The 22,840-nt window shown below is 66.1% G+C and carries 21 protein-coding genes; 7 read left to right on the top strand and 14 right to left on the bottom strand.

Annotation, left to right across the window (positions count from 1 at the left end; translation table 11 throughout):
• The first annotated feature begins 16 nt into the window (after positions 1–16).
• Both BJL86_RS13495 and BJL86_RS13500 read left to right on the top strand, forming a co-directional pair.
• Entirely contained in the window at positions 17–1,210 is a 1,194-nt protein-coding gene (locus BJL86_RS13495) for a fatty acid desaturase family protein (protein WP_067475238.1), read from the top strand.
• A 103-nt stretch (positions 1,211–1,313) separates the two neighbouring features.
• Positions 1,314–1,562, top strand: coding sequence for a hypothetical protein (locus BJL86_RS13500; protein WP_067475234.1), 249 nt, complete (start codon positions 1,314–1,316; stop codon positions 1,560–1,562).
• Between the two features lie 8 nt (positions 1,563–1,570).
• Here the strand turns inward: BJL86_RS13500 and BJL86_RS13505 are convergent, their stop codons facing one another.
• Positions 1,571–3,049: a SulP family inorganic anion transporter gene (locus tag BJL86_RS13505; protein ID WP_067475275.1), complete on the bottom strand. Its 1,479-nt coding sequence runs from the start codon at positions 3,047–3,049 to the stop codon at positions 1,571–1,573.
• Between the two features lie 308 nt (positions 3,050–3,357).
• Between BJL86_RS13505 and BJL86_RS13510 the strand changes: the two genes are divergently transcribed.
• Positions 3,358–4,308: a type IV toxin-antitoxin system AbiEi family antitoxin domain-containing protein gene (locus BJL86_RS13510; RefSeq protein WP_156515330.1), complete on the top strand. Its 951-nt coding sequence runs from the start codon at positions 3,358–3,360 to the stop codon at positions 4,306–4,308.
• A 105-nt stretch (positions 4,309–4,413) separates the two neighbouring features.
• On the opposite strand, the gene BJL86_RS13515 is transcribed toward BJL86_RS13510, so the two are convergent.
• On the bottom strand, positions 4,414–6,024 hold the full coding sequence (locus tag BJL86_RS13515; protein WP_075845029.1) for an ATP-binding cassette domain-containing protein: 1,611 nt from the start codon (positions 6,022–6,024) through the stop codon (positions 4,414–4,416).
• A 214-nt stretch (positions 6,025–6,238) separates the two neighbouring features.
• On the opposite strand from BJL86_RS13515, the gene BJL86_RS13520 reads away from it, so the two are divergent.
• Positions 6,239–7,012, top strand: a complete 774-nt coding sequence (locus BJL86_RS13520) for an SDR family NAD(P)-dependent oxidoreductase (RefSeq protein ID WP_067473586.1) — start codon at positions 6,239–6,241, stop codon at positions 7,010–7,012.
• 16 nt (positions 7,013–7,028) lie between these two features.
• Here the strand turns inward: BJL86_RS13520 and yidC are convergent, their stop codons facing one another.
• Entirely contained in the window at positions 7,029–8,063 is a 1,035-nt protein-coding gene (yidC, locus tag BJL86_RS13525; protein WP_067473583.1) for a membrane protein insertase YidC, read from the bottom strand.
• A gap of 41 nt (positions 8,064–8,104) precedes the next feature.
• The gene (locus BJL86_RS13530; protein ID WP_414836062.1) at positions 8,105–9,277 is read right to left on the bottom strand and encodes a UDP-N-acetylmuramate dehydrogenase; all 1,173 of its coding nucleotides are present in this window, start codon (positions 9,275–9,277) and stop codon (positions 8,105–8,107) included.
• An 87-nt stretch (positions 9,278–9,364) separates the two neighbouring features.
• Here BJL86_RS13530 and BJL86_RS13535 point away from each other — a divergent pair, with 87 nt between their 5' ends.
• Together BJL86_RS13535 and BJL86_RS13540 are read left to right on the top strand one after the other, a co-directional pair.
• A complete protein-coding gene (locus BJL86_RS13535) occupies positions 9,365–9,862 on the top strand; it encodes a DUF2505 domain-containing protein (protein WP_067473580.1) in 498 nt (165 codons plus the stop codon).
• A gap of 82 nt (positions 9,863–9,944) precedes the next feature.
• A complete protein-coding gene (locus BJL86_RS13540; RefSeq protein WP_067473577.1) occupies positions 9,945–10,661 on the top strand; it encodes an LmeA family phospholipid-binding protein in 717 nt (238 codons plus the stop codon).
• An 18-nt stretch (positions 10,662–10,679) separates the two neighbouring features.
• Here BJL86_RS13540 and deoC read toward each other — a convergent pair whose 3' ends face one another.
• From deoC to aceA, 10 genes are all read right to left on the bottom strand, one after another.
• A complete protein-coding gene (deoC, locus tag BJL86_RS13545) occupies positions 10,680–11,384 on the bottom strand; it encodes a deoxyribose-phosphate aldolase (protein ID WP_067473574.1) in 705 nt (234 codons plus the stop codon).
• Positions 11,385–11,395: 11 nt separating this feature from the next.
• Positions 11,396–12,106 (bottom strand): MerR family transcriptional regulator, encoded by a 711-nt coding sequence (locus BJL86_RS13550; protein WP_067473572.1) that lies wholly within the window; start codon positions 12,104–12,106, stop codon positions 11,396–11,398.
• A gap of 14 nt (positions 12,107–12,120) precedes the next feature.
• Entirely contained in the window at positions 12,121–12,405 is a 285-nt protein-coding gene (locus tag BJL86_RS13555) for a DUF2516 family protein (protein ID WP_231887174.1), read from the bottom strand.
• 144 nt (positions 12,406–12,549) lie between these two features.
• Positions 12,550–13,410, bottom strand: a complete 861-nt coding sequence (locus BJL86_RS13560; RefSeq protein WP_156515271.1) for a hypothetical protein — start codon at positions 13,408–13,410, stop codon at positions 12,550–12,552.
• 66 nt (positions 13,411–13,476) lie between these two features.
• Positions 13,477–14,028: a helix-turn-helix domain-containing protein gene (locus tag BJL86_RS13565; protein WP_067473596.1), complete on the bottom strand. Its 552-nt coding sequence runs from the start codon at positions 14,026–14,028 to the stop codon at positions 13,477–13,479.
• A 204-nt stretch (positions 14,029–14,232) separates the two neighbouring features.
• The gene (locus BJL86_RS13570; RefSeq protein WP_231887173.1) at positions 14,233–15,507 is read right to left on the bottom strand and encodes a DUF445 domain-containing protein; all 1,275 of its coding nucleotides are present in this window, start codon (positions 15,505–15,507) and stop codon (positions 14,233–14,235) included.
• Positions 15,508–15,852, bottom strand: a complete 345-nt coding sequence (locus BJL86_RS13575) for a hypothetical protein (protein ID WP_067473566.1) — start codon at positions 15,850–15,852, stop codon at positions 15,508–15,510.
• 66 nt (positions 15,853–15,918) lie between these two features.
• Positions 15,919–18,228, bottom strand: coding sequence for a 5-methyltetrahydropteroyltriglutamate--homocysteine S-methyltransferase (metE, locus tag BJL86_RS13580; protein ID WP_067473562.1), 2,310 nt, complete (start codon positions 18,226–18,228; stop codon positions 15,919–15,921).
• Between the two features lie 133 nt (positions 18,229–18,361).
• Entirely contained in the window at positions 18,362–19,312 is a 951-nt protein-coding gene (locus BJL86_RS13585; protein WP_067473561.1) for a 3-hydroxybutyryl-CoA dehydrogenase, read from the bottom strand.
• 185 nt (positions 19,313–19,497) lie between these two features.
• A complete protein-coding gene (gene aceA / locus BJL86_RS13590) occupies positions 19,498–20,787 on the bottom strand; it encodes an isocitrate lyase (RefSeq protein ID WP_067473559.1) in 1,290 nt (429 codons plus the stop codon).
• Positions 20,788–21,114: 327 nt separating this feature from the next.
• Here aceA and BJL86_RS13595 point away from each other — a divergent pair, with 327 nt between their 5' ends.
• On the top strand, positions 21,115–22,590 hold the full coding sequence (locus tag BJL86_RS13595; RefSeq protein ID WP_067473592.1) for a short-chain fatty acyl-CoA regulator family protein: 1,476 nt from the start codon (positions 21,115–21,117) through the stop codon (positions 22,588–22,590).
• Positions 22,591–22,840 lie beyond the last annotated feature (250 nt).

Here is a 22,840-nt window from a genome sequence, read left to right on the forward strand (position 1 = left end):
AAGGAGGAATGACCCTATGTTCACTCTCTCGCTTCCCAAGTTCCCCAACCCCTTCGCGAAGAAGCCCTCCGCGCCTGATCCGGAGCCGGTGCACCTTTCCGCCGAGGCGGTCGAGGAAATCGGCCGCGAGCTCGACGAACTCCGCAACCGTATTACCGCCGACCTCGGCGATAAGGACCGGGAGTACATCCTCGGGATCATCCGGCTGCAGCGGCGCCTCGAGCTCACCGGACGTGGGCTGATGTTCGCCGGCTTCCAGCCGCCCGCGTGGATCGCAGGCGTCGCCGCGCTGAGCGCCTCGAAGATTCTCGACAACATGGAAATCGGGCACAACGTAATGCACGGCCAGTACGACTGGATGCAGGACCCGATGGTGCATTCGTCCACCTTCGAATGGGACAACACGTGCCCCGGCGACCAGTGGCGGCACTCGCACAATTTCATGCATCACACGTACACGAACATCCTCGATATGGACCGCGACATCGGCTACGGGCTGCTGCGCATGGAGCACGAGCAGGCGTGGAACCCGCTGCGGCTGGGTAATCCCGCGTACGCCTTCGTGTTGATGTGTGCGTTCCAGTGGGGTGTGATGCTGCACGACCTCGAATACGACCGCGTGCTCAAGGGCGAGCGCTCGTGGGCCGAGGTCAAGCCGCTGTTGCGCGGCTGGTGGCATAAGGCCGGCCGCCAGGTCGCCAAGGACTACCTGCTGCACCCGGCGTTCACCGGCCCCCTGTTCCCGCTCACGCTTGCCGGCAACGCCACCGCGAACTTCGTGCGCAACGTGTGGTCGTTCTCCGTGATCTTCTGCGGCCATTTCCCGGACGGCGCGCAGGTCTTCACGCCCGAGGAATGTGAGAACGAGACGCAGGGCGAGTGGTACGTGCGACAGATGCTCGGCTCGGCCAACTTCACCGGCGGGCGGGTCATGCACATCGCCGGCGGCCACCTCGGATACCAGATCGAACACCACCTGTTCCCCGACCTGCCGTCGAGCCGATACCCGGAGATCGCCGACGAGGTCCGCGCGATCTGCGAGAAGAACGGCCTTCCCTACAACTCCGGCCCGTTGTGGAAGCAGGTCGCGAACGTGTGGGGCAAGATGTTCCGGCTCGCGCTGCCGCTGCCTCCGGCGAAGTCCGACGCTCCCGCGGTGCACATCGAGCGCCGCCGCGCGAAGGCCGAGGCGGAAGCCGTGGCTGCCTAGGCCGACAAACCGGCCCGGCTCGACGCAGCCCCGCGATCCATCGGCGAGAACCTTCTGGCCGTCGCCCCTTCTGGGCGGCGGCCAGCGGCGTTTGGATAGCCCCATGAGCGACTTCGAACGGCGTAAGGACCAGGTACAAGAGGCCATCTCGTCAACGGCCGGTCTCGTCGGTCGCCTCACCGCGATCACCACAGACGCCGTCGGCTCGGCCGCGCGCGAAGTCGGCGACTGGATCTCCGACGGAGTCGAAATGCGCGAGGCGGCAAAGCTTGCCCGGGAAGACGAGGAACGCCGCACGCAGCAGGACGCAGACGGCACCGCCGGCTCAGACGACACCGAGGGCGGGCCGTAGCGCCCGGTTCAGCCGCCGAGGTTCCCGGATAACCTGCGCAGCCGGTCCGCGCTCGCGCCGTCGAGACCGATGATCTCGACGCTCGTCCCCTTCGCCGCGTACTTCTGCGTTATCGCGTCGAAAGTCGCAACGGTCGAGGCATCCCAGATATCGGTGTGCGTGAGGTCGATGACGACCCTCCCGGGGTCGTTCGCATAATCGAACTGGTACACGAGGTCGTTGCTCGAGGCCCAGAACAATTCTCCGCGCACGATGTACGTGCGGACGCCGTCGTCCGAGTCGATCGCGTCGACCGACGTCATATGTGCCACTCGGCGCGCGAAGAGAACCATGGCGGCCACGACACCGAGCACGACGCCGATCGCGAGGTTATCGGTGGCGACCGTCGCTGCCACGGTAACAAGCATGACGAGGGTTTCGCTCCACGGCATGAGCCGCAGCGTTCGCGGGTTGATCGAATGCCAATCGAAGGTGCCCACGCAGACCATGATCATCACGGCCACGAGCGCCGCCATGGGGATGAGGCCGACGACGTCCCCGAGAATGACGATAAGGATGAGCAGAAACACGCCCGCCAGGAACGTGGAGAGACGCGTGCGTGCGCCGGACTGCTTGACGTTGATCATCGTCTGGCCGATCATCGCGCAGCCGCCCATGCCGCCGAAGAACGACGTCACGATGTTCGCGGAACCCTGCCCCCACGCCTCGCGCGTCTTGTCGCTGCGCACCTCGGTGATGTCGTCGACGAGCTTCGCGGTCATGAGCGATTCCATGAGCCCGACCAGCGCCATCGCCAACGCGTACGGCGCGATCGTCGTCAGCGTCTCGAGCGAGAGCGGCACGTCGGGAATGAACAGCGACGGCAGCGAATCGGGCAGCTCACCCTGGTCGCCGACGTTCGGAACCGCGAGCCCCGCCGCGATCACCACCACCGTGAGTACGACAATCGCGACGAGCGGCGCCGGTACGACCGAAGTCCATCGCGGCAGGAAAACCAGGATCGCAAGCCCTGCCGCGACCAGCGGATACACCAGCCACGGCACCCCGACCAGGTGCGGAATCTGCGCGATGAAAATGAGAATGGCGAGCGCGTTGACGAAGCCGATCATCACGCTGCGCGGAATGAAACGCATAAGCTTCGCAACCCCGAGCACCGCCAGCAGAATCTGGATGACGCCGGCGAGCAGCACTGTCGCGACGAGGTAGTCCATCCCGTATTCCTTCGCCACGGGGGCGACGACCAGCGCGACGGCGCCGGTGGCGGCCGAGATCATGGCGGGCCGGCCGCCGGTGAACGCGATCGTCACCGCCATCGTGAACGACGCGAAAAGCCCGACCCGCGGATCCACCCCGGCGAGAATCGAGAATGAAATCGCTTCGGGTATCAGCGCGAGCGCCACCACGAGGCCGCCGAAAACCTCGGTTCGCAGGCGTGCCGGCGAGGAAAAAGCGAAACGAAACGACGGTATGACGCCGGTCGGCGCGATCGGCTCTGCCCGCCGTGCCGGGTTCGGGTCCGTGCTGGCACTCGTGGCCACAGTGCGCTCCCTTCTGCGAAAGATCACAGTTTAGCGGTGTGCGATGAACGTTAGCGGCGTGCGATGAACGTCTGAGCTGGTGGACACCACGAAACGGTACGAATCCCGGTGATTTCGGGGCTTGTTGTGGCGTTAACGTGGTGTGTGTGCACGGGGTGCGCCGGCGGAGGCGCGGGATCTGCCAACTGGATGCCGGGCGCCAACGCATCGGTGGGTAGCGCCCCCACGAGCTCCGTCCCATCGCCGATAGTCGATGTGTGCCTACACGACTGTCGATTCGAGGCGGGGAGGTCGTTGTCTTCACGCGAGGCGACGCCGAAGCCCGCGGCTATTCCCGGCGGGCGCGGGAGAACTTCCTTGCGTCCGGAAAGTGGCGGAGGCTTCGCCGAGGTGTGTACGCAACGGTTCCGCAGGGTCGGCTCTTTCGCGAAGAGGAGCATCTCGTGCACCTTGCGGGCGCGCTTCTGCTCGCAGGCAAGGGGTGGCATGCCAGTTCCTGGTCCGCGCTGGTAGCGCATGGCGTTCCCGTGTACGCACATTCTTTGGGACGGATTCATCTCACGCGCGATGCGGAGGCGTACTCGCACAGGGCAAGCACGTCGGCCGTCAGAATCGAGCGACCTTTGCACGGCGAGGAAATGTGGTCACCGACGGTGTCGCGGTGGGGAATTCCGACGGTCGGAGTATCGGGGGCGCTCTGCGACTTCGCACGAACGGCGCGATTCGTCTCCGCTGTGACAGCCGCCGACAACGCGCTTCATAAAGGATTCCTGCGGGCCGAGGAGTTTCGACAGTTCGCGAGGCTCGCGTCCGGTCGCGGTGCGGGTCGCCTTCGCAAGGTGGCCGAATTCTCGGACGGTCGCGTGGAGAGCCCGGGGGAAAGTCGGTTGCGGGTGCTCGTGCGCGAGATGGGATTTCGCGGCACCCCGCAGCTTTCGATTCGCGATGGCGATGGACCCGAGATCTATCGCGCGGACCTGTTTGTCGAGGTTCCCGGTTCGCGTGGGCTCATTCTCGAATACGACGGGCGGCAGAAGTTCTCGAATGTTCGCGGATCGTCGCAATGGACAGAGTTCGAACGCCAAGCTTCGCGGGATCGCGGACTCGCAGCGCGCGGGTATCGCGTGATGCATGTGACCGCGCAGGATCTCGCCGATCCCGCGTTGCTCAAGAGCGAAATTCGGACGCGATTGCAGTCGCCCGTCTAATAGACACCATGTAAGCGCCACATTTCATGGCATTTGGCGGCGAATTCTTACCGTTTCGTGGTGTCTAAGGCGGGAATCGGCCGGGCGCAGGCGGCGCGCGCGGAGCTAGGCGCGGATCGGGACCTCCCGCTCGATCCCGACCTGCCCGGCAAACCCAGCATCGTGCGTCACCAGCAGCAGCGCCCCCTTCCACTCGGCGAGCGCGCCCGCGAGCTGTTCCACTCCCGAAATGTCCAAGTTGTTCGTGGGCTCGTCGAGTACCAGCAGTTGCGGAAGCGGCCGCGCGAACAACGCCGCCGCCAAAAATGCTCGCAGCCGCTCTCCGCCGGAGAGCTCGCCGAGCCGCTTCGACCCCGAATCCCCCGTAAACAGGAACCGCGCGGCATGCGCATGCGGCTCGGAGGACTCCGCGTCCGGCCGCCGCGACGCGATAAGCTCCACCACGGTCACATCCCTTTCCTCGGCCGATACCGGTAGGTCCTGCGCGAGATAGGCGAAAGGCACCGCGATCGCGCCTTCCTCACCGACCGCGCTCACCAGCTGGCGCAGAAACGTCGTCTTCCCACTACCGTTCGCGCCGGTCAGGCGCACGCGCTCGGGCCCGAGCAACTGCAGCGGGCGGGGGTCGCCGGCACCAGCGCCGCCCGGCAGCCCGGCCGCCATCACCTGCCGAGGACGCGGCAGCTCGGGATCGGGCAGCGAGATCCGCAGTAGCTGGGTCCGGCGCACCGCGTCGTCCGCCTCGCGCGCGGCCTCCGAAGCACCGGACACCTTCTCCGCATGCCGATCGGTGAGCTTGCCCGCCGCCTTCTCCGCCGCATCGGCCCGCATCCCCGAAATGATCTTCGGCACCCGCTTCTCGCGCTCGGCCTTCTTCGCGATCCGCGCGCGCGTGGCGTTCATCTGTTGCGCCTGGTCACGCTGCCGCCGCGCCGCGCGCAGGTCCTCACGCGCGCTCGTCGCCGCCTGCACCGCCGCCGCCTGCTCGCACTCGATCGCCTCGCGCATCGCCGAATACGGCCCCGCGAACTGCCGCACGTCGCCATCATGGAGCTCGCATGTCATGTCCGCGCGCTCGAGCAATTCCAGGTCGTGCGAGACCATCACTGCGCACCGCCCGCCGCCGGTAAACTCCGCCAAAGCGTCGAACAGCCGCCGCCGCGCGCCGGCGTCGAGGTTGTTCGTCGGCTCGTCGAGAAGCAGCACGTCGGCGTGCGCGAGTAGCGCCCCCGCAACAGCTGCCAAGGTTCGCTCGCCGCCGCTCAGCTGCGCGGCGGGACGAAAAAGGTCGCCGGGTCCCGCCGGCAAACCCATCTTCGCGATGACGGCGGACGTCCGTTCCGCCACGTCCCACTCGTCGCCGAGCACGGTGAAATCGTCCTCGTCCGCCGATCCCGCCTCGATCCGGGCCAGCGCCGCGAGGCGAGAGCGCACGCCGAGCAGGTCCGCCATCTGCGGCCCACCGCCGCCGCTGGCAGCACCGCGCGAGGAAGCAAGCAGGTCTTGGGGGACATAGGCGAGCACGCCGTCAACAAGCACCGTCCCGGAACCGGGGGCGAGTTCGCCCGCCACGAGGCGCAGCAGGGTGGTCTTGCCGGCGCCGTTGCGCCCCACGAGAGAGGAAAGTCCGGGGCCGAGAGTCAGGCTCAGGCCATCGAAAACCGAAGTGCGGTCGGGGTGTTCGTAAGAGATGTCGATACAGGAAATAGAGGGCATGGCACGCTCCGGGGTGAAGAGAAGGGTCGCCGCGAACGGGCGAAGGACTCATCACCTAGCCATGCACTGTGTATCGAACTCCTCGGGTTAACCGAACGCCGTTGCCCCTCGGCGCGCGCAGCTAAGCGCGCCACGAAGTGCCCGGCGACTTGACGTCCGGAACGTTAGAACAGTTCGGGCTCGGCCGTCAAGGTCTCGCCGCTAACCTAGCGGCATGGCCACCTCAGTCGAACGCCTCGCGGGCAAGAAAGCGATCGTCACGGGTGCGGGGCAGGGTGTCGGCCGCGGCATAGCCCTGGCGCTCGCCGAATCCGGAGCCGATATTCTGCTCGTCGGTCGCACCGCACGAAAGCTCGACAGTGTCGCGGACCAGGTCCGCGCCGAGGGCGGCGAGGCCGCCACGCTCGAAATCGACATCACCGCAGGCGACGCCGCGCAGCGGATCGTCGAGGCCGCCACCAACCTCCTCGGCGGCGTCGACATCCTCGTCAACAATGCCAACCTGGCGATCCCGGCACCGCTCGACGCCTACTCCGACGAGGACTTTCTCTCCGCATTCAACGCGGGCCCGCGCGCGACTCTCGCGCTCATGAAGGCAGCTCGCCCGCACATGGCCGACCGCGGCGGGGGCACGATCGTCAACCTCGCGTCCTCCGCGGCCGTGCGCTGGGATGCGGCGAATTACGGCATCTACTCCGCAGTGAAGGAGGCGATCCGCGCCCTCACGAGAGCGGCCGCGCACGAGTGGGCCGCGGAGGGGATCCGGGCTCTCAACGTCGCCCCGCACGCGCACTCCCCCGGGCTCGACTGGTGGGTCGATAACCACCCGAAGGAGGCGGCGGAATTCGTCGCCTCGATCCCCGCCGGGCGGATCGGCGATCCGAGAGTCGACGTCGGCCGGCCGGTTGCGTGGCTGTGTTCAGCCGAGGCGCATTACCTCACCGGCGCCACCATCCCCTTGGACGGCGGTCAATCCCGCTGGGGATAACGTCCGCCTTTGCGGCCTACATGTACGCGCTCGGCGGCAGCCCCGCCGCGCCGCCCGTGGGCAGCAGCTTCTCCAAGCGGTTGAGTAGCAGGTGCGACTGCACCGCGGTCCACACGTTGTTGAGCAGGAAGTAGATGCCGATCGCGATCGGGAAGTTGAACATGAACGCGCCGACCAGCGGGAAGATCGGGAACACGTACATCATGATCTTCATCGACTGGCCCATCGAGTCCTGCAGGGCCTGCGCGAAGTCCGGCACCTCGGGCTCGTCCTTCTTCGCCGCTTCCTTCTTCTCGGACTCCTTCTTCGCCGAGTCGGCGGCATCGGAGTCCCCGTCGATCGCGACGACCTCGCCGTCGACCACGGGCCCGCCCGCGCGCTCGGCCTCCTCGATGAGCTTCTCTTCTTCCTTCGCCTGCGCCCGCGCGCGCTCCTGCCGCTTCATCGAGTTGCGCATATTGATCCACGTCGCGATGCCCGCGAGCAGGAACAACGTCACGCACATGATCATCACCGTCGACGTCGACGTGCCCTGCGCGAGGGATTCGAGCTGCTCGCGCGGCATCCGGATGTATGCCGCCAGCGGCACCCCGAAGAACTGCGCCGAATGGAACTGCGAGACCTGCTCGGGCCCGAACGCGCCGTTCGACTGCGCCGCGGCCTCCTGGATCGACATTCCGTGCGGCGTAAAGCCGATCAGCGTGTGGTAGAGCCCGAGGAACACGGGAATCTGCACGAGCATCGGCAAACAGCCCGACAGCGGGTTGACCTGCGCCTCGTTGTAGACGCGCTGCATCTCCTCGGCCTGTTTCGGCCGGTCGTCCTTGAACTCCTTCTGGATGCGCTTGATCTCCGGCGTCAGCGTCGCCATCTTGCGCATCGAGTACATCTGCACCCACATGGGCCGCAGCAGGATGAGCCGCACAGTGACCACGAGCAGCAGGATCGACCCGACCCACGCGATCCCCGAATCGCCCGGCACGACCAGCGACAGCAGCCAGTGCCAGAACTTCATCAACAACGAGACCGGGTAGGCCAGAGCGTCTAACATGTACCGTCCTTAACTGCCTTCGCGTGCATCACACAAGTGTGTCAGGATTCGCCGGATAGTGTGCAGCCGACCCACACCGGCTCCGGGTGCAGCGTCACGCCGAACGCGTCCTCGACACCGGAGCGCACCTCGCGAGCGAGCGCGATCAGGTCCTTCGTCCGCGCGTGTCCCCGGTTCGTCAGCGCGAGCGTGTGCTTCGTCGACAGCCGCATCGGCGCCGCCTCGCCCGGGTAGCCCTTTCTGAACCCGGCCCGCTCGATCAGCCAGCCCGCCGACAGTTTCACCCCGGCCTCGCCAGAACCCCCGCCCATGACGTCGAACGCCGGCATTTTCTCCGCCGCCTCGTCGCCGAGCGCCTTCGCGACCTTCGCGCGCACCGCATCGAACTCGGCCGCCGGCACCACGGGGTTGGTGAAGAACGAGCCGGCGCTCCACGTGTCGTGGTCACCCGCGTCGAGCACCATTCCCTTGCCGGCGCGCAGTTCGAGAACGACCTCGCGCGCCTTCGCCGCGGGCACGCGCTCGCCCTGCTCAGCGCCGAGGCGCGCAGCCAGCTCCCTGTACGCGATGGGCTCGCTGAGCCCATCGGGGTGCAGCGTGAACTCGACCTCGAGCACGAGCCCCGAGTCGTTGCCCTTGAGTTTCGACGTCCGGTATTCGAGCCCCAGCTCGGAAGGCTCCAGCCACTCGTCCTTCCCGCTCACGCGGTCGAGCACCCGCACGCGCCGCAGCACCTGCGCGACCTCGACACCGTAGGCGCCGACGTTTTGCACCGGCGTCGCACCGACGGACCCCGGGATCCCGGACAGGCACTCGAGCCCGCCCATCCCCGCTTCGACGGTCCGGGCGACGAGGTCGTCCCACGTCGCCCCGGCCTCCGCGCGCACCAGCCCGCCGGGAGAGATGTCGATCGCCTCGCACCGGACGGCAACGACGACGAAGTCGAGCTCGCCGTCATCCACCGAATCCCCCACCGAGCCGTCGGCGACCACGAGGTTCGATCCACCGCCGAGCACGAGCACGGGCACCTCGGCCGCGTCGAGCGCGCGAACGCATTCGGCGACCGCGGCAGTCGTCTCGGCGCGCAGGTATGCGCGCGGGGTGCCGCCGAGGCGAAGCGTCGTGTGCGCGCTCAGCGGTTCGCTGTCGAGCAGCCGTACGTCCGTGCGCGCGTCGAGCTCTGCAAGAATCTGGGTCTCGGAACTGGTGTTCACCCTCATAACGGTAATGCCTTCGCGCTACCGGGAGCGGAACACACCCGACTTGCCTCGCGAGCACCGTCGTCACGTTAAGGTTTTCCCATGGCTACCCCATTCGAGTTTTCCGCCTCCACTCCCGCCACCATCGACGAGCTGTGGCAGTGCTACCAGGACGCCGCGTTCTGGGAGATGCGCATGTCCGCCGCCGGCTCCGAAAACGACAAGCTCACCTCCTTCGAGGCCACCGATTCCGGCATCGAGATCGAGTTCCAGCAGGTAGTCGACAGCACCCACATCCCGTCGTTCGTGTCCAAGATCCACACCGGGGACCTGCCGATCTCGCGCAAGGCCACCTACAACGCGCCCGAGGGCGAGTCCATCAACGCGGTCTCCAGCGGCGAGGCCCTCGGCGGAATCCTGCGCGTGTCCGGCACGTTGGTGTGCACGCGCGAAGGCAACGTCACCACCGAGACGGTCAAGGGCACGGCTACCGCGTCCGTTCCGCTCATCGGCAAGAAGATCGAGAAGCTGGTCATCGACTTCCTTTCCGAGGCGCACCAGCGCGAACTCGACACCGTGCAGGACTACCTGAACAGCTAGAACCCGAAATCCTCACGGATTTACAGGGATTTTTGGGATCCGAGTACCCAACTTTCAGCTCCCATCCGGAACAATGGGTGCAATGAGCAACGCGTACCCCCAACGGCGCCGCCGCGGAGCGGGCCTCCTCATCGGCAGCCTCGTCGTCATCGTTCTCCTCGTCGTCGCGGTCGTCGCGGCCGAGTTCTTCCTGCGCGACCGCATCGAGTCGGAGATCGCCGACTCCGCGTCCTCCAGCATCGGCGCGCCGACCGACGCCAGCCTCGACGGTTTGGCGATTATGACGGCGATCAACCGCACCGCGGACGGCGTCACGCTCACTTCCGACGGGGGAACAACGGACTCGGGCGACCCTGCGCCCGCCCTCGACATCCAACTCACCGACGTCGACACCGGCGACGGCGGCTCCACCGCGAAGTCGCTCAGCGGTACCGCGACCCTCAGCTCCGATGCGATGCTCGCCGTCGCCACCGAATCCCAGGGCGACGATCTGCTCAGCCAGCTCGCCACGGTCAAGGCGATCACCCCGAACCCCGAAGCGGGCGCGCTCGATGTCGAGATCGGCGATTTCGCGACAGCGCAGCTCATCCCGGAGGTCTCGGACGGCTCGCTCTCGCTCAAGCCACAGAACGCCGAGGTCATGGGCATGGAACTGCCGGAGAACCTCCTCGGTGGCACGATCTCGCTCGTCCAGGAGACCGTCGACCGCCTCCCCGAGGGGGTCACGGTGTCCGGAGCGAAGGTCACCGACGACGGACTCGTCATCGAGCTGCAGGGCGAGAACGTCAAGTTGGGTTAGCCAGCGCAGCTCGGCCAGTTACCCCAGTTCGGCCAACATCTGCGCCGAGCGGCTCGTCCCGATGAGCGTCGCGCCCGCTTCGAGCATCTCCACGGCCCGCGCGGCCGTGGAGATGCCACCCGAGGCCTTCACCAACACCGAACCCAGCGGGTCCACCGCGCGCGCCATCACGCGCACGGCGTGCGTGCTCGCGCCGCCGGCCGGGTGGAATCCCGTCGACGTCTTCACCACGTTCGCCCCGCCCTTCGCGGCGAGCTCGCAGGCATTCGCGATCGCCGCATCGGCCTCGTCGACACGCTCGGGTCCGAACGCCGCATAGATGGCCGCAGTCTCCAGGATCACCTTGAGCACCACGGGATGCGGGGCGGCGTCGCGCACCGGGCTCAGCTCACCGAGGATCTCCTCCGGTCGGCCGGCGATGATCGCGCTGTAATCGAGCACCATGTCGAGCTCGGTGGCGCCCATGTCCACGGCAATGCGCGCCTCCATCGCCTTGATGAGCGAATGGTGCTTGCCCGAAGGGAACCCGATCACGGTCCCCACGGGCATCGAGCCCGCGCGCACGGGAAGCATCGACGGCGAAATGCACACCGTCCGCACGCCGAGTTCCGTTGCCTCGGCGACGTGCGCGGCCACATCCTCTCGGGTGGCCTCGGGACGCAGCAAAGTGTGATCGATCCTGTCGGCGAGTTCGGCTCGGGAGATCGGCATGTTCGACGTCATGGGCTCCAAATTTACTCGTGCAGGCGCGCGTCGAGCATCTCGGAGACCAGATGGACGCACATCCGGCGCAGCAGCTTCGAACCGATGACCGCGATGACCTCCATGTCCTCGCGTGTGCGAGCGTACGGCGGGGAATCGGCGCGCGCCTCGATCACGCGGTCGAGGAGCTCCCCCGATGCCACAACCGCCTCCCGTGCCATGTCCTGCGTGCGTTCCAGCAGCGAGCCCAGATCGCCGATGTCGAACCCGAGTTCTGCGAGCACCGAGAGCATCCGCACCGAGGCGACGTCGATGTCGACGACCCCTCGCGACTCATCAAAGCTGAGGAGCCCACAGCCTTGGGCGAGCCGCAGGAACTCGGGATCGAGCTCGAGGCCGAACGCGCGGCCGAGCTCGTCGATCGGAATGGCCCTGCGGGCGCCCGGAAGCCGCCGCATGTCCTCTGCCGAGCCGGCCTCGATCATTTCCGAGACCGTGAGCCCGAGGCTTTCTGCGGTGAAAAGTTCCTCCATGGTGGCGAAGGTGTACCCACGCTCGAGCAGAGCGGTGATGCGACGCAGCCGAGAGAGATGTTCCGGGCTGTACCACGCGGTGCGGCCGCGTCTGACCGGCGGCCGGATGAGCCCCTTTTCCTGATACACCCGGATATTGCGCACGCTCGTCTGCGCGAGCTCCGCGAGCTCCTCGATCCGCAGCTCGCGCGGCGCGGCGTCCCGGGGCATAGGTTTTCCAGCCGCTACCTTCCGGTGCTCGCCACCGACGGTCGCACGTCGGCGAAGAACACGCCGACGGCCACGATGCCGACAATGCCGAAGAGCGAGAACGGACCGATGACCACGAAGATGACCGCAGCCGCGGCACACACCGCGAACCAGCCCCACTTGTTCCACTTGCCCTCGGCCACGAATGCCCCGGCGCTCGCGCGCGCACACAGCACAGCGCCGACGAGAGCCCAGATCACGAAGGCGACCTGGGCGATCAACATAAAGGTGTTCATTCCGCCAGAAAGCAGCTCATTCACACGACGTAGTCTAACGGACACACGCGAGCGGCGCGTACCCCTCCTCGGAGTACGCGCCGCTCGGTGCAGTGCTGTGTTCTGGTTCTGGGCTTGGCCCCTGTTGGCCCCTTCGCCCCGGCTATTCGCCGAGACCGGAGAAAAGACTTAGTTGTTCGTCTTCGGGGCTGCCGACTTTTTTGCCGGAGCCTTCTTCGCGGCGGTGGTCGACTTGGAAGCGGTCGACTTCGTGGCCGTCGACTTCGTGGCGGTCGAGGCAGCCTTCTTCGCCGGTGCCTTCTTGGCCGGTGCCTTCTTCGCGGGCGCCTTCTTGGCCGGAGCCTTCTTCGCGGCGGTCGAGGTCTTCGACTCTGCCTTGGCGGCGACGGACTGGATGTTGTCCGAAGCCTCGAATGCGGCATCGCTGACCTCATCGGCAGCCTCGTGCGCAGCCTTCGAGACCTTGTTGGCGCCGCGGACACCGAGCGAACGGGTCTGGCGCGAGACCGTGCCGAGGGTCTCCTCGCCGGCCTCGATGCCCTCGTTGATGCGCTCGTCGGCGCTGGAGACCGCCTCGCCGGCACGGTTCAGTCCGGCGTCAAGCTGCGGGTTCTCCTTGCGCAGGCGGGTCACGACGTCCTCGCCGCGGGTGGCGAGACCGGAGTAGATCCCGGCGGCAACCTGGACGTAGGCCTCGGCAACCTTGCGGAGCTCCTCCGGGTTGTACTTGTCGAGAAGCGCCTGAACATCGGCCGGGACGGCCTGCACGCGGTCCGGAACCTCGGCCGCGCGGCCCTGGAAGTTAGCGGCCTTCTCCTGCAGCTCGGCGGCGGTCTCGGAGGCGCGGCGACGCAGGTCGCTCACGATGCCGGTAGCGGCCTCGATCGCGAGGTCGTTGGCGCCGATGTATGCGTAAACCGGCGTGCGGACGACGCCGAGCGCCTGGCCCAGCGGGCCCTCGAAAGCCTTGTCGGCCTTCTTGGACTTGGCGGTGGACGCTTTCTTCGAAGCGGTCTTCTTCGTAGCCATTATTGCTCCTTTGTGGTTGAGAACGATTCGTGGGGATATGCGGAAAAGTTTGTCGTGGTCCGAGATCTAGTTGCCGCTCGGCGGCGGCACCTTGGCGGTGCTCGCGGTCGGCTTCTTCGCGCCCTCCGGCTTCGGCTCCTCGGGCGCCGCGTTCGCACCGTTCGCGGACGTGAACGCGTCGTACACCTCGAGCAGCGCGGACCGCTGCTTCTCGGTGAGCTCCATCGCCATGACGAGCGCGTCGCGGGTCGAACCTCCCGTACGCTCCTCGAGGATTCCCGCACGCATGTACAGCACCTCCGCGGAGACCCGGAGACCATTGGCGATCTGTGCGAGCACCTCTGCCGAAGGTTTACGCAGACCACGCTCGATCTGACTCAAGTACGGATTCGATACCCCGGTGCGCTCGGCGAGCTGGCGCAGCGACACCTCCGCCGATTCGCGCTGGGCGCGGATGAACGAGCCGATGTCCTGGGCGGCGTGGCCGACCATCCGCTCGATCGCCGAGGCATCTTCATCCCCCGCGACGGCGACTTCCTTCGACGCAGTGGCGGGAGCGGAAGGCTTGCCCGACTGCTTGCTGGCGGGCTTGGCGGAAGCCTTGCGTGAAGTTACCACGGTCGACACCGCCTTTCCCTGATTCGGTTCGGGGCGAATCTGTCGATTCCCAGCCCCGGACTCTTCGGACCTGCGATTCCCAAACTAAAGGCCCTTGCTAGCAATTGCAAGCACTTTGCTAGCAATGGTGACCCATCCCACAAATAAAGCCCCCAACCGATGACGGCGGAGGCTCTATTTTTGTAGACTACGCAGCGATTCTCTCTAGAAGATCAACTCGGTAAACACGTGGATCACGATGCCGGCGAGCGCGCCCACGACCGTGCCGTTGATGCGGATGAACTGGAGATCCTTGCCCGCGAGGAGCTCGATCTTGCGACTCGCCTCGTGCGCGTCCCAACGCTCGACGGTCTCGGAGATGATCGAGGTGATCTCGCCCGCGTAATTCGATGCGACGAACGACGCGGTGCGCACGAGGTAGTCGTCCACGGACGCACGCATCTTCGAGTCAGAGACCAGGTTGTCCGCGAGCCGCTCGGCGAGCTCGTCGAGCTTGCCGCGCAGCTCGGAGCTCGAGTCCTCGGTCGCGGAGATGAATGCGTTCTTCGCCGACACCCAGGCCGAGGCGATGGCCTCACGGGTCGCGGGCCGCGACAGCAGATCGGCCTTGAACCCCTCGAGCCGAGAGATGGTGTCCGGATCGTATTGCAGATCCCGCGACAGCTGTGTGAGGAAGTTGGTGAGCGCGACCCGCACGCTGTGGTGCGGATCTTCCTTGATCGCCCGAGCCCACTGCAGCACCTCGGAATAGGCGCGTTCAGCGACGAGCTCGTTGACCAGCTGCGGTGCCCATGTCGGCGCCTTCTCGGTGACCCAATACTCGATGGTCTCCGGATTGCGCTCGACCCACTCGAGCGTGCGGTCGGCGAGCAGCTGAACGACCGGCTCCTGCCTGCCCTCGGCGACCATCTCGCCGAGCACCTTGCCCAGCGGCGGCCCCCATTCGGGCTCGGAGATCCGCGCCACGAGAGTCCGCTCGATGAGACCGACTGCGTCCTCGTCGCGGAGCACCTCGAGCGCAGCGCGAATCGCCTTCGCCGCCTGTCCGGAGGCGCGCCGCCGGTTCTCCGGCTCCAGCAGCCACTGCCCGGCGCGCTCCGGAATGTGCGCGCTCGCGACCTTCTCCCCCACGAGCTCCGGGTCGAGGAAATTGTCCCCCACGAACCCGCCGAGCGATTCGCCGAGCTGGTCCTTGCGCCGCGGGATCAGGGCGGTGTGGGGAATCGGGATACCGAGGGGGTGACGGAACAGCGCCGTCACCGCGAACCAGTCCGCCAGACCGCCGACCATTCCGGCCTCCGAGGCGGCGCGCAGGTAACCGGCCCACGCGCCGGCATCCCGGGACAACGCGATCTGCGAGAGCACATAGCAAATCGCGGCGACAAGCAGAAAGCTTGTCGCCACGATTTTCATGCGCCGGAGCGCACGCGCGTTGGTGATGTCCGCCGCGGTGGGCGCAGCGAGACCGGTTCGAGCCACCTAGGCAGACGCCACGTGGTGGTTATCGCGCAGACGATGATCGTCCTCGCGCGTGTGACGCTTGAAGCCCGCGACCACCATGAGCAACCCGACGATCTCGACGACAAGGAAGAAGACGATGGTGCCGATGACCACGCCCATCGACACATCGCCGTTCTCGTTCATGTACGCGGCGGCGGTGATGGGGAACCCAAGCGCGCCCATGCCTGCGAGCATGACGGCGCTGCCGAGGAGGACCTCCCAGCTGTACAGCGGGTACGTCTTCGGCTCTTCGTCGAAGTACTCCGGGTAGTACGCCTTCTCGATCTGCGGACCGCGGTGCTCGAGCTCTGCGGCGTGTTCCATTCTCGGACCCCTTTACGTAACCTTGTTCAGCATTATCTTAGACGGCCGACGGCCCCGAGCACACAATCACCCCTGCGCGTCCTTCGCGGCCGCCCGGCGCAGGCGGTGCGCCGCGGCGACCATGTTGCGAAGCGCCGGTTCCAGCTGCCACATGTGGCGCGTCTTGAGCCCGCCGTCAGGAACCGCCCACACCCGCTCGATTCCGAGGGTATCGACGGCCTTACGCAGTCGACGATGCAGGAGATCGATGTCCGGCACGAAGGCCGAGCGCGACTCGTACACGCCCGGCGCGACCTGGCGCGTGAGGGTGTGGTCGTCGAGCGCCTCGAGCACCCAGTCGATCGAGCGCGTCGCGACGATGCACGTGACGTCCGCGTCGAGTCCCTCGATCGCCTCGGTCATGACCTGCAGCGACGAGTACGACATGTGCGTGTGGATCTGCGTGTCTGGCTTGGCCGCCTCGGTAGCGAAACGGAACGTGTCCACGGCCCAATCGAGGTACTGCGCGCGGTCGGCGCCGCGGCGCGGCAGTAGCTCGCGGATCGATGGCTCGTCGACCTGCACGATCGCCATGCCCTCTGCTTCGAGGTCCGCGATCTCCTCGCGCACCGCGTACGCCACCTGGTAGGCGACCTCCTCCGGCGCGAGGTCCTCGCGCCAGAACGAACGGGCGAGCATCGTCACCGGACCCGTGAGCGTCGCGCGCACCGGCTTCTCGGTGAGCGTCTGCGCATACGCGTTCCACTCGAGTGTCATCGGCCGCGGGCGCTTGACGTCGCCGTGCAGAATCGGCGGGCGCACGCAGCGCGAGCCGTACGACTGGACCCAACCGTTCTGGGTGACGGCGAAGCCCTCCATCAGCTCGGCGAAGTACTGCACCATGTCGTTTCGCTCGACCTCGCCGTGCACGAGCACGTCGAGCCCGATGTCCTCCTGCAGGCGGATGACCTTCTCGATCTCCTCGCGCAGGTACTGCGAGTACTCCTCGTAGTTGACTCGCCCCTCGCCGAGATCCTTACGCGCGCGCTGGATCTGCGGGGTCTGCGGGAATGAGCCGAGCGTCGACGTCGGCAGCACCGGCAGCTGCAGGCGCTCGGCCTGCAGCACGCTGCGCTCGGCGTACGGCATGCGCTCCGAACGTGCGGCGCGCGCGGCCTCGACGACCTTGCGGACATCCTCGCGGAACGCGCCCTCGCGCTCCGGCAGCGGGCGCCACCGCTTCGTCGGCCCGTCCTCGAGCGCGTTCGCCAGCGAGACGACCTCGGCCACCTTCTGCTTCGCGAACGCGAGCGTGTCGTCGAGAGCCGGGTCCAGATCGGTCTCCGTGAGCACGTCGAGCGGCACATGCAGCAGTGTCGACGAGGTCGAGACCACGAGGTCCGGGAACTTCTCGCGCAGCTTCTTCAGGTAGTCGAGCGTGGCGAATTTATCGTTGCGCCAGATGTTCTGCCCGTCGATGACGCCGGCGTAGATGCGCTTGCGGCGCAGGCCGGGAACCGCCGCGAGCTCCTCGACATCGTGGCGCCCGTGCACGAGGTCCAGCGCGACGGCCTCCACGTTCGTCGCGGCGATCGCCTCGAGCGCGTCGCCGAAATCCCCGTACGGCCCGGTGACGAGGATGCGCGGGCGCAGCGCCGAATCGGCGAGCATCTGGTAGGCCTCGCGGAAGCGCTTGATCTCGAAGTCCGTGCGCTCCATCGTCATCGCAGGCTCGTCGAACTGCACGCACACCACGCCGCGCTTGGCGAGAGCCTCGAGCAGCTTGACGTACTCGGTGAGCAGCCGGTCGAGCAGGATGATCGGCTTGAAGTTGTTCGCGGCCGTCTCCGCCGATTTGCCCAGCAGCAGAAGCGACAGCGGCCCCGTGATCACCGGACGCACCTCGATACCGAGCGCGTGGGCGCGGTCGATCTCGTCGAGCACCGACTGCGCGTCGAGCTCGAAGTGCGAGGTGTCTTCGAACTCCGGCTGGCGGTAGTGGTACGTCGTCCCCTGCAGCTTCGCGAGTTCCAGCGGCGGGTACTCGGGCTTGCCGCGAGCGATCGCGAAGTAGAAATCGAGCGGGTCGAGTTCCTCCTGCAGCGGCTTGAACCGGTGCGGGACGGCGCCGAACAGCAGCGCGTCGTCGAGGATGTGGTCGTAGAACGAGAAGGTCTTGCCCGGAATCTGGGTCAGCCCCATCGCCTTGAGCTCGAGCCACGTGGACTCCTGGATCTGGCGTCCCGTCGCGAGCAACTCGGCGGCCGGCGAATCGCCGTGCCAGTAGCTCTCGAGCGCGCGCTTGAGCTCGCGATGTGGCCCGATCCTCGGATAACCCAGGACGCTGGAAGCACGGGTGCGATCGAGGTGCGCGATGGAATCAGAGTGCCCCGGCATATTCTTTACCCTTTACTTTTCGACGAACGTACCGCTTGTGGTTTCGATTCGATCACCTATGACGGCGGAGGCGGGGAGACTTCACCGACTCCGCCGTCATACGTGAATGTTTGTACGGGTGGCGGCAGGCGCCTTATGCGCCGGCCTTGGTGACGCGCCCGTCGGTGTCGTACCGGTAGAAGCCGTGGCCGGCCTTCTTGCCGATGCGTCCGGCCTCGACCATGCGCAGCAGCATCGGCGGCGGCGAGTACATCGGCTCCTTGAACTCGCCGTACATCGAGTCGGCGATGGCCTTGACGGTGTCGAGCCCCACGAGGTCGGTGAGGGTGAGCGGGCCCATCGGGTGGGCGCAGCCGAGCACCATCGCCTGGTCGATGTCCTCGACCGTGGCGAAGCCGGACTCGGCCATGCGGATGGCGCTGAGCAGGTATGGAACGAGCAGCGCGTTGACTACGAAGCCGGAGCGGTCGGCGGAGCGCACGACCTGCTTGCCGAGGATCTCGGCGGCGAACTTCTCGGCGCGCTCGGTGACCGCCGAGGAGGTCTCGAGCGTGGTGATGAGCTCGACGAGCGGGAGCACCGGCACCGGGTTGAAGAAGTGGAGGCCGATCACGCGCTGCGGGTTCTGGGTGACCATGCCGAGCTTCATGATCGGGATGGAGGAGGTGTTCGAGGCGAGCACGGCGTTCGGGTCGGTGACGACCTCGTCGAGCTCACGGAAGAGCTCGACCTTCACAGCCTCGTCCTCGACGACGGCCTCGGTGACGAGCTGGCGGTCGGCGAAGTCCGCGATCTCCGTGGTGAAGCGGAGGCGCAGGGCGGCCTGCTCGCGCTCGCGCTCGGTGATCTTTCCGCTGGACACGCCACGGTCGAGCGACTTGAGGATGCGCGCACGGCCTGCGGCGGTGGCCTCGCGGGTCTTCTCCCACACGAGGACGTCGACCTGGGCGCGGGCGCACACCTCGGCAATGCCGGCGCCCATCTGACCTGCGCCGATGACACCGACGCGCGTGATTTTGTTTGCCGTGTCTGCGGCACGATCTGCAGCATTGTCCGCGTTCTGCGCGGCGGTGTTCTCAGTCATGGGAAGGATTCAGCTCCTAGGACGAAAGGGATTGTGCTGGCGATTTGGGTTTGCGCGTGAGCCGGGACACATGCCGGCCCCGGTAGCACTCGGGGCCGCACTCGATACGAACGACGCAATGTCGCGAAAGTAGTGCGGCCCCGGTACCTATATCTAGCTAAGGGCTGTCCAGCCTGGGGTCGTTCCTAGTGGAACTGGCCCTCTTCGGTGGAGCCCTTGAGAGCGGTGGTGGAGCTCTCCGGGTCGACGGTGGTGGCGATGCGGTCGAAGTAGCCGGCGCCAACCTCGCGCTGGTGCTTGACGGCGGTGAAGCCACGCTCCTCGGCGGCCTTGAACTCGCGCTGCTGCAGCTCGACGAACGAGGTCATCTGGTTGCGGGCGTAGCCGTAGGCCAGGTCGAACATGCCGTAGTTGAGCGAGTGGAAGCCGGCGAGGGTGATGAACTGGAACTTGAAGCCCATCGCGCCGAGCTCCTTCTGGAACTTGGCGATGGTCTCGTCGTCGAGGTTCGCCTTCCAGTTGAAGGACGGGGAGCAGTTGTAGGCGAGCAGCTGGTCCGGGAACTCGGCCTTGACGCCCTCAGCGAACTTCTTGGCGTACTCGAGATCCGGGGTGCCGGTCTCCATCCAGATGAGGTCGGCGTACGGAGCGTAGGCCTTCGCACGGGCGATGCAGGGCTCGATGCCGTTCTTGACGTTGTAGAAGCCCTCGGCGGTGCGCTCGCCGGTGATGAACTCCTGGTCACGCTCGTCCACATCGGAGGTGATGAGGGTAGCGGCCTCGGCGTCCGTACGGGCGATGATGACCGACGGGACGTTGGCAACGTCGGAAGCGAGGCGAGCCGAGGTCAGCGTGCGGATGTGCTGCTGGGTCGGGATGAGCACCTTGCCGCCGAGGTGGCCACACTTCTTCTCGGAAGCGAGCTGGTCCTCCCAGTGGACGCCGGCGGCGCCCGCGGCGATCATGGCCTTCTGGAGCTCGTAGGCGTTGAGCGCGCCACCGAAGCCGGCCTCGGCGTCGGCAACGATCGGGGCGAGCCAGTTCTCCACGGAGGTGTCACCCTCGACGCGGGAGATCTCGTCGGCGCGGAGAAGCGCGTTGTTGATACGGCGAACGACGTTCGGCACCGAGTTGGCCGGGTACAGCGACTGGTCCGGGTAGGTGTGGCCCGAGAGGTTGGCGTCGCCGGCAACCTGCCAGCCGGAGAGGTAAACGGCCTCGAGGCCTGCACGGATCTGCTGAACGGCCTGGTTGCCGGTGAGGGCACCGAGGGAGTTCACGAAGTCCTTGTTGTTGACCTTGTCCCAGAGGATCTCCGCGCCACGGCGAGCGAGAGTGTGCTCCTCGACGACGGTGCCCTGGAGCTCGGCAACCTGCTCAGCGGTGTAGTTGCGCGTGATGCCCTTCCAGCGGGGGTTCTCGTCCCAGTCCTTCTGGATCTCCTGCGCGGTACGTGCCTGACCGACGTTAGACATTCGTAAGTCTCGCTTTCCGTTGTCCCAATTACTTGAGTAATACGATGCGCCGTTCCGGTGCATCTCCCGCAACCTCGGCAATCGTGTCGAAGCGTTGGCGTGGACCTCACCAGGCCCAGCTGCTTCGCATTTTTGCCAATGGCTTTGCGGCGTACAGCAGAGCTTGCCATATTTATCCGGAGGCGTCTACCAGCCTTTATTGTGAATGTCGCGAGGATTTGAGCCAACTTTGCAAAGTTTGCGAATTTTTGTCGTTCCCCTCAGGTGAGGTTGCGAGTGGCAGTCGGGCGTTTCCGAATCGCGTTGTGCCGCACTATCGTCGGGTTCATGCCCAAGTCCTTTGCCGGCGCGAGCCTCCGGGCGCTTCGCCAAGATCAAGGTCTCACCCAAGCGGCGTTTGCCGCGCAATTGGGCATCTCCTCGAGTTATCTGAACCAACTCGAGAACAACGTGCGGTCGCTGTCGTCGCGCGTGCTTACGTTGATCGCCGAGAAGTACGGGGTCGACCTGGCGACGATGTCGTCGGATGCGGACACCCGTCTGATCGCACAGCTCACCGACGCGCTCACCGAGACCGGCCAGAGCGAGGGCGTTCCGACCTCCGAAATCGTCGAGATGGTCCGCGAGAACCCCAACATGGCGAAGGCTTTTCTCTCGCTGTACCAACAGCTGGGCAACACGCGGCAGCTGCTGTCGATCGTGGCGGAGACACGAAACGCGCTACCCAAACCGGGGTCCGTTGCCGAATCGGACTTACGCGCTTCGCAGAATTCACGCACGAGCCAGCTCGCCTCAACCGCTATGCCCCACGAAGAGGTGCGCGATTACTTCGCCCAGCGACAGAACTACATCGGCTCGCTCGACGTCGCCGCCGAGGACCTGAGCACGCGTATCCGGATGAACCGCGGCGACACCCGCACCGTGATCGGTCGCCGAATCGAAACCGAGCACGACGTTCGCGTCGTCCGACGCGTCGACCTCCCGGACGGCGTGTGGCACGAATTCGATCCGCGGACTCGCAGACTCGAGCTTTCCGCCCAGCTCAACCGAGGACAGCAGTCGTTCCGCATCGCGACCGAACTAGCATTCCTTGAACACCGGGAGCTTCTCAATCAGCTCGTCGACGAAGCATCGTTCTCCTCCCCCGCAGCCAGAAACCTCGCCCTACGCGGCCTCGCAAACTACTTCGCCGCGGCGGTACTGATGCCCTACGGCCGCTTTCTCGAATCCGCCGAGGACTTTCGCTACGACATAGAGCGACTCGCCGCCTTCTATGGCACAGGCTACGAATCGGTGTGCCACCGCTTATCCACTCTCCAACGACCGGGCTCGCCTGGCGTTCCCTTCTCGTTCGTCCGCGTCGATCGCGCCGGGAATATGTCGAAGCGGCAATCTGCCTCGGGGTTCCATTTCGCCACGTCCGGCGGCACGTGCCCGCTGTGGAACGTATACGAGTCGTTCTCCTCCCCCGGTGAAATCAATCGACAGGTTGCGGAGATGCCGGATGGCCGGCGCTACCTCTGGATTTCTCGCACGGTCTCAACTCGCAGCGTCCGTTTCGGACAAGCGCGCAAGACCTTCGCCATCGGGCTGGGTTGCGAAGCGCGACACGCGCACCGCACGGTCTACGCACAGGGGCTCGACCTCGAGGACGAGGACGCGGCCACGCCAATCGGCATCGGCTGCCGGTTGTGCGAACGCACCAATTGCCCGCAACGCGCATTCCCTCCGGTCAGCGTCGACCTCAAGATCAACGCCCATCGCTCGTCGCTGTCGCCCTACTTCCTAGGCGATTCCCGCTAACCCTCCAGTGTGAAATCGCCCCTTCCTTTCAACTCGTCCGCGCACGGGCGTGCTCGTGACCTCCCATTCGGTGGCGTAGCGCAGGAACCACCAGATGGATTCGGCAAGCGTGTCGGCTGCACTGGAGTTATATGCAAGGCTCCAGCAAATCCGGAACCGGGTGCGCTCCGAAGACATGCCTTCACCTACGTCGTTCCGGATCACGCAAGAGCTTGCAAATCGCAACTGGGTGAGCAACACATTGGTTACG

It is taken from the genome of Dietzia timorensis, assembly GCF_001659785.1.
Taxonomy (GTDB): Bacteria; Actinomycetota; Actinomycetes; order Mycobacteriales; family Mycobacteriaceae; genus Dietzia; species Dietzia timorensis.

What these genes read in the sequence shown, in the direction of transcription:
- BJL86_RS13560 (WP_156515271.1), bottom strand. Translation starts at nt 13,410, where the DNA reads ATGGCTACGAAGAAGACCGCTTCGAAGAAAGCGTCCACCGCCAAGTCC.
- BJL86_RS13520 (WP_067473586.1), top strand. Translation starts at nt 6,239, where the DNA reads ATGGCCACCTCAGTCGAACGCCTCGCGGGCAAGAAAGCGATCGTCACG.
- BJL86_RS13515 (WP_075845029.1), bottom strand. Translation starts at nt 6,024, where the DNA reads ATGCCCTCTATTTCCTGTATCGACATCTCTTACGAACACCCCGACCGC.
- BJL86_RS13495 (WP_067475238.1), top strand. Translation starts at nt 17, where the DNA reads ATGTTCACTCTCTCGCTTCCCAAGTTCCCCAACCCCTTCGCGAAGAAG.
- metE (WP_067473562.1), bottom strand. Translation starts at nt 18,228, where the DNA reads ATGCCGGGGCACTCTGATTCCATCGCGCACCTCGATCGCACCCGTGCT.
- BJL86_RS13595 (WP_067473592.1), top strand. Translation starts at nt 21,115, where the DNA reads ATGCCCAAGTCCTTTGCCGGCGCGAGCCTCCGGGCGCTTCGCCAAGAT.
- aceA (WP_067473559.1), bottom strand. Translation starts at nt 20,787, where the DNA reads ATGTCTAACGTCGGTCAGGCACGTACCGCGCAGGAGATCCAGAAGGAC.
- BJL86_RS13585 (WP_067473561.1), bottom strand. Translation starts at nt 19,312, where the DNA reads ATGACTGAGAACACCGCCGCGCAGAACGCGGACAATGCTGCAGATCGT.
- BJL86_RS13550 (WP_067473572.1), bottom strand. Translation starts at nt 12,106, where the DNA reads ATGCCCCGGGACGCCGCGCCGCGCGAGCTGCGGATCGAGGAGCTCGCG.
- yidC (WP_067473583.1), bottom strand. Translation starts at nt 8,063, where the DNA reads ATGTTAGACGCTCTGGCCTACCCGGTCTCGTTGTTGATGAAGTTCTGG.
- BJL86_RS13535 (WP_067473580.1), top strand. Translation starts at nt 9,365, where the DNA reads ATGGCTACCCCATTCGAGTTTTCCGCCTCCACTCCCGCCACCATCGAC.
- BJL86_RS13540 (WP_067473577.1), top strand. Translation starts at nt 9,945, where the DNA reads ATGAGCAACGCGTACCCCCAACGGCGCCGCCGCGGAGCGGGCCTCCTC.
- BJL86_RS13575 (WP_067473566.1), bottom strand. Translation starts at nt 15,852, where the DNA reads ATGGAACACGCCGCAGAGCTCGAGCACCGCGGTCCGCAGATCGAGAAG.
- deoC (WP_067473574.1), bottom strand. Translation starts at nt 11,384, where the DNA reads ATGACGTCGAACATGCCGATCTCCCGAGCCGAACTCGCCGACAGGATC.
- BJL86_RS13500 (WP_067475234.1), top strand. Translation starts at nt 1,314, where the DNA reads ATGAGCGACTTCGAACGGCGTAAGGACCAGGTACAAGAGGCCATCTCG.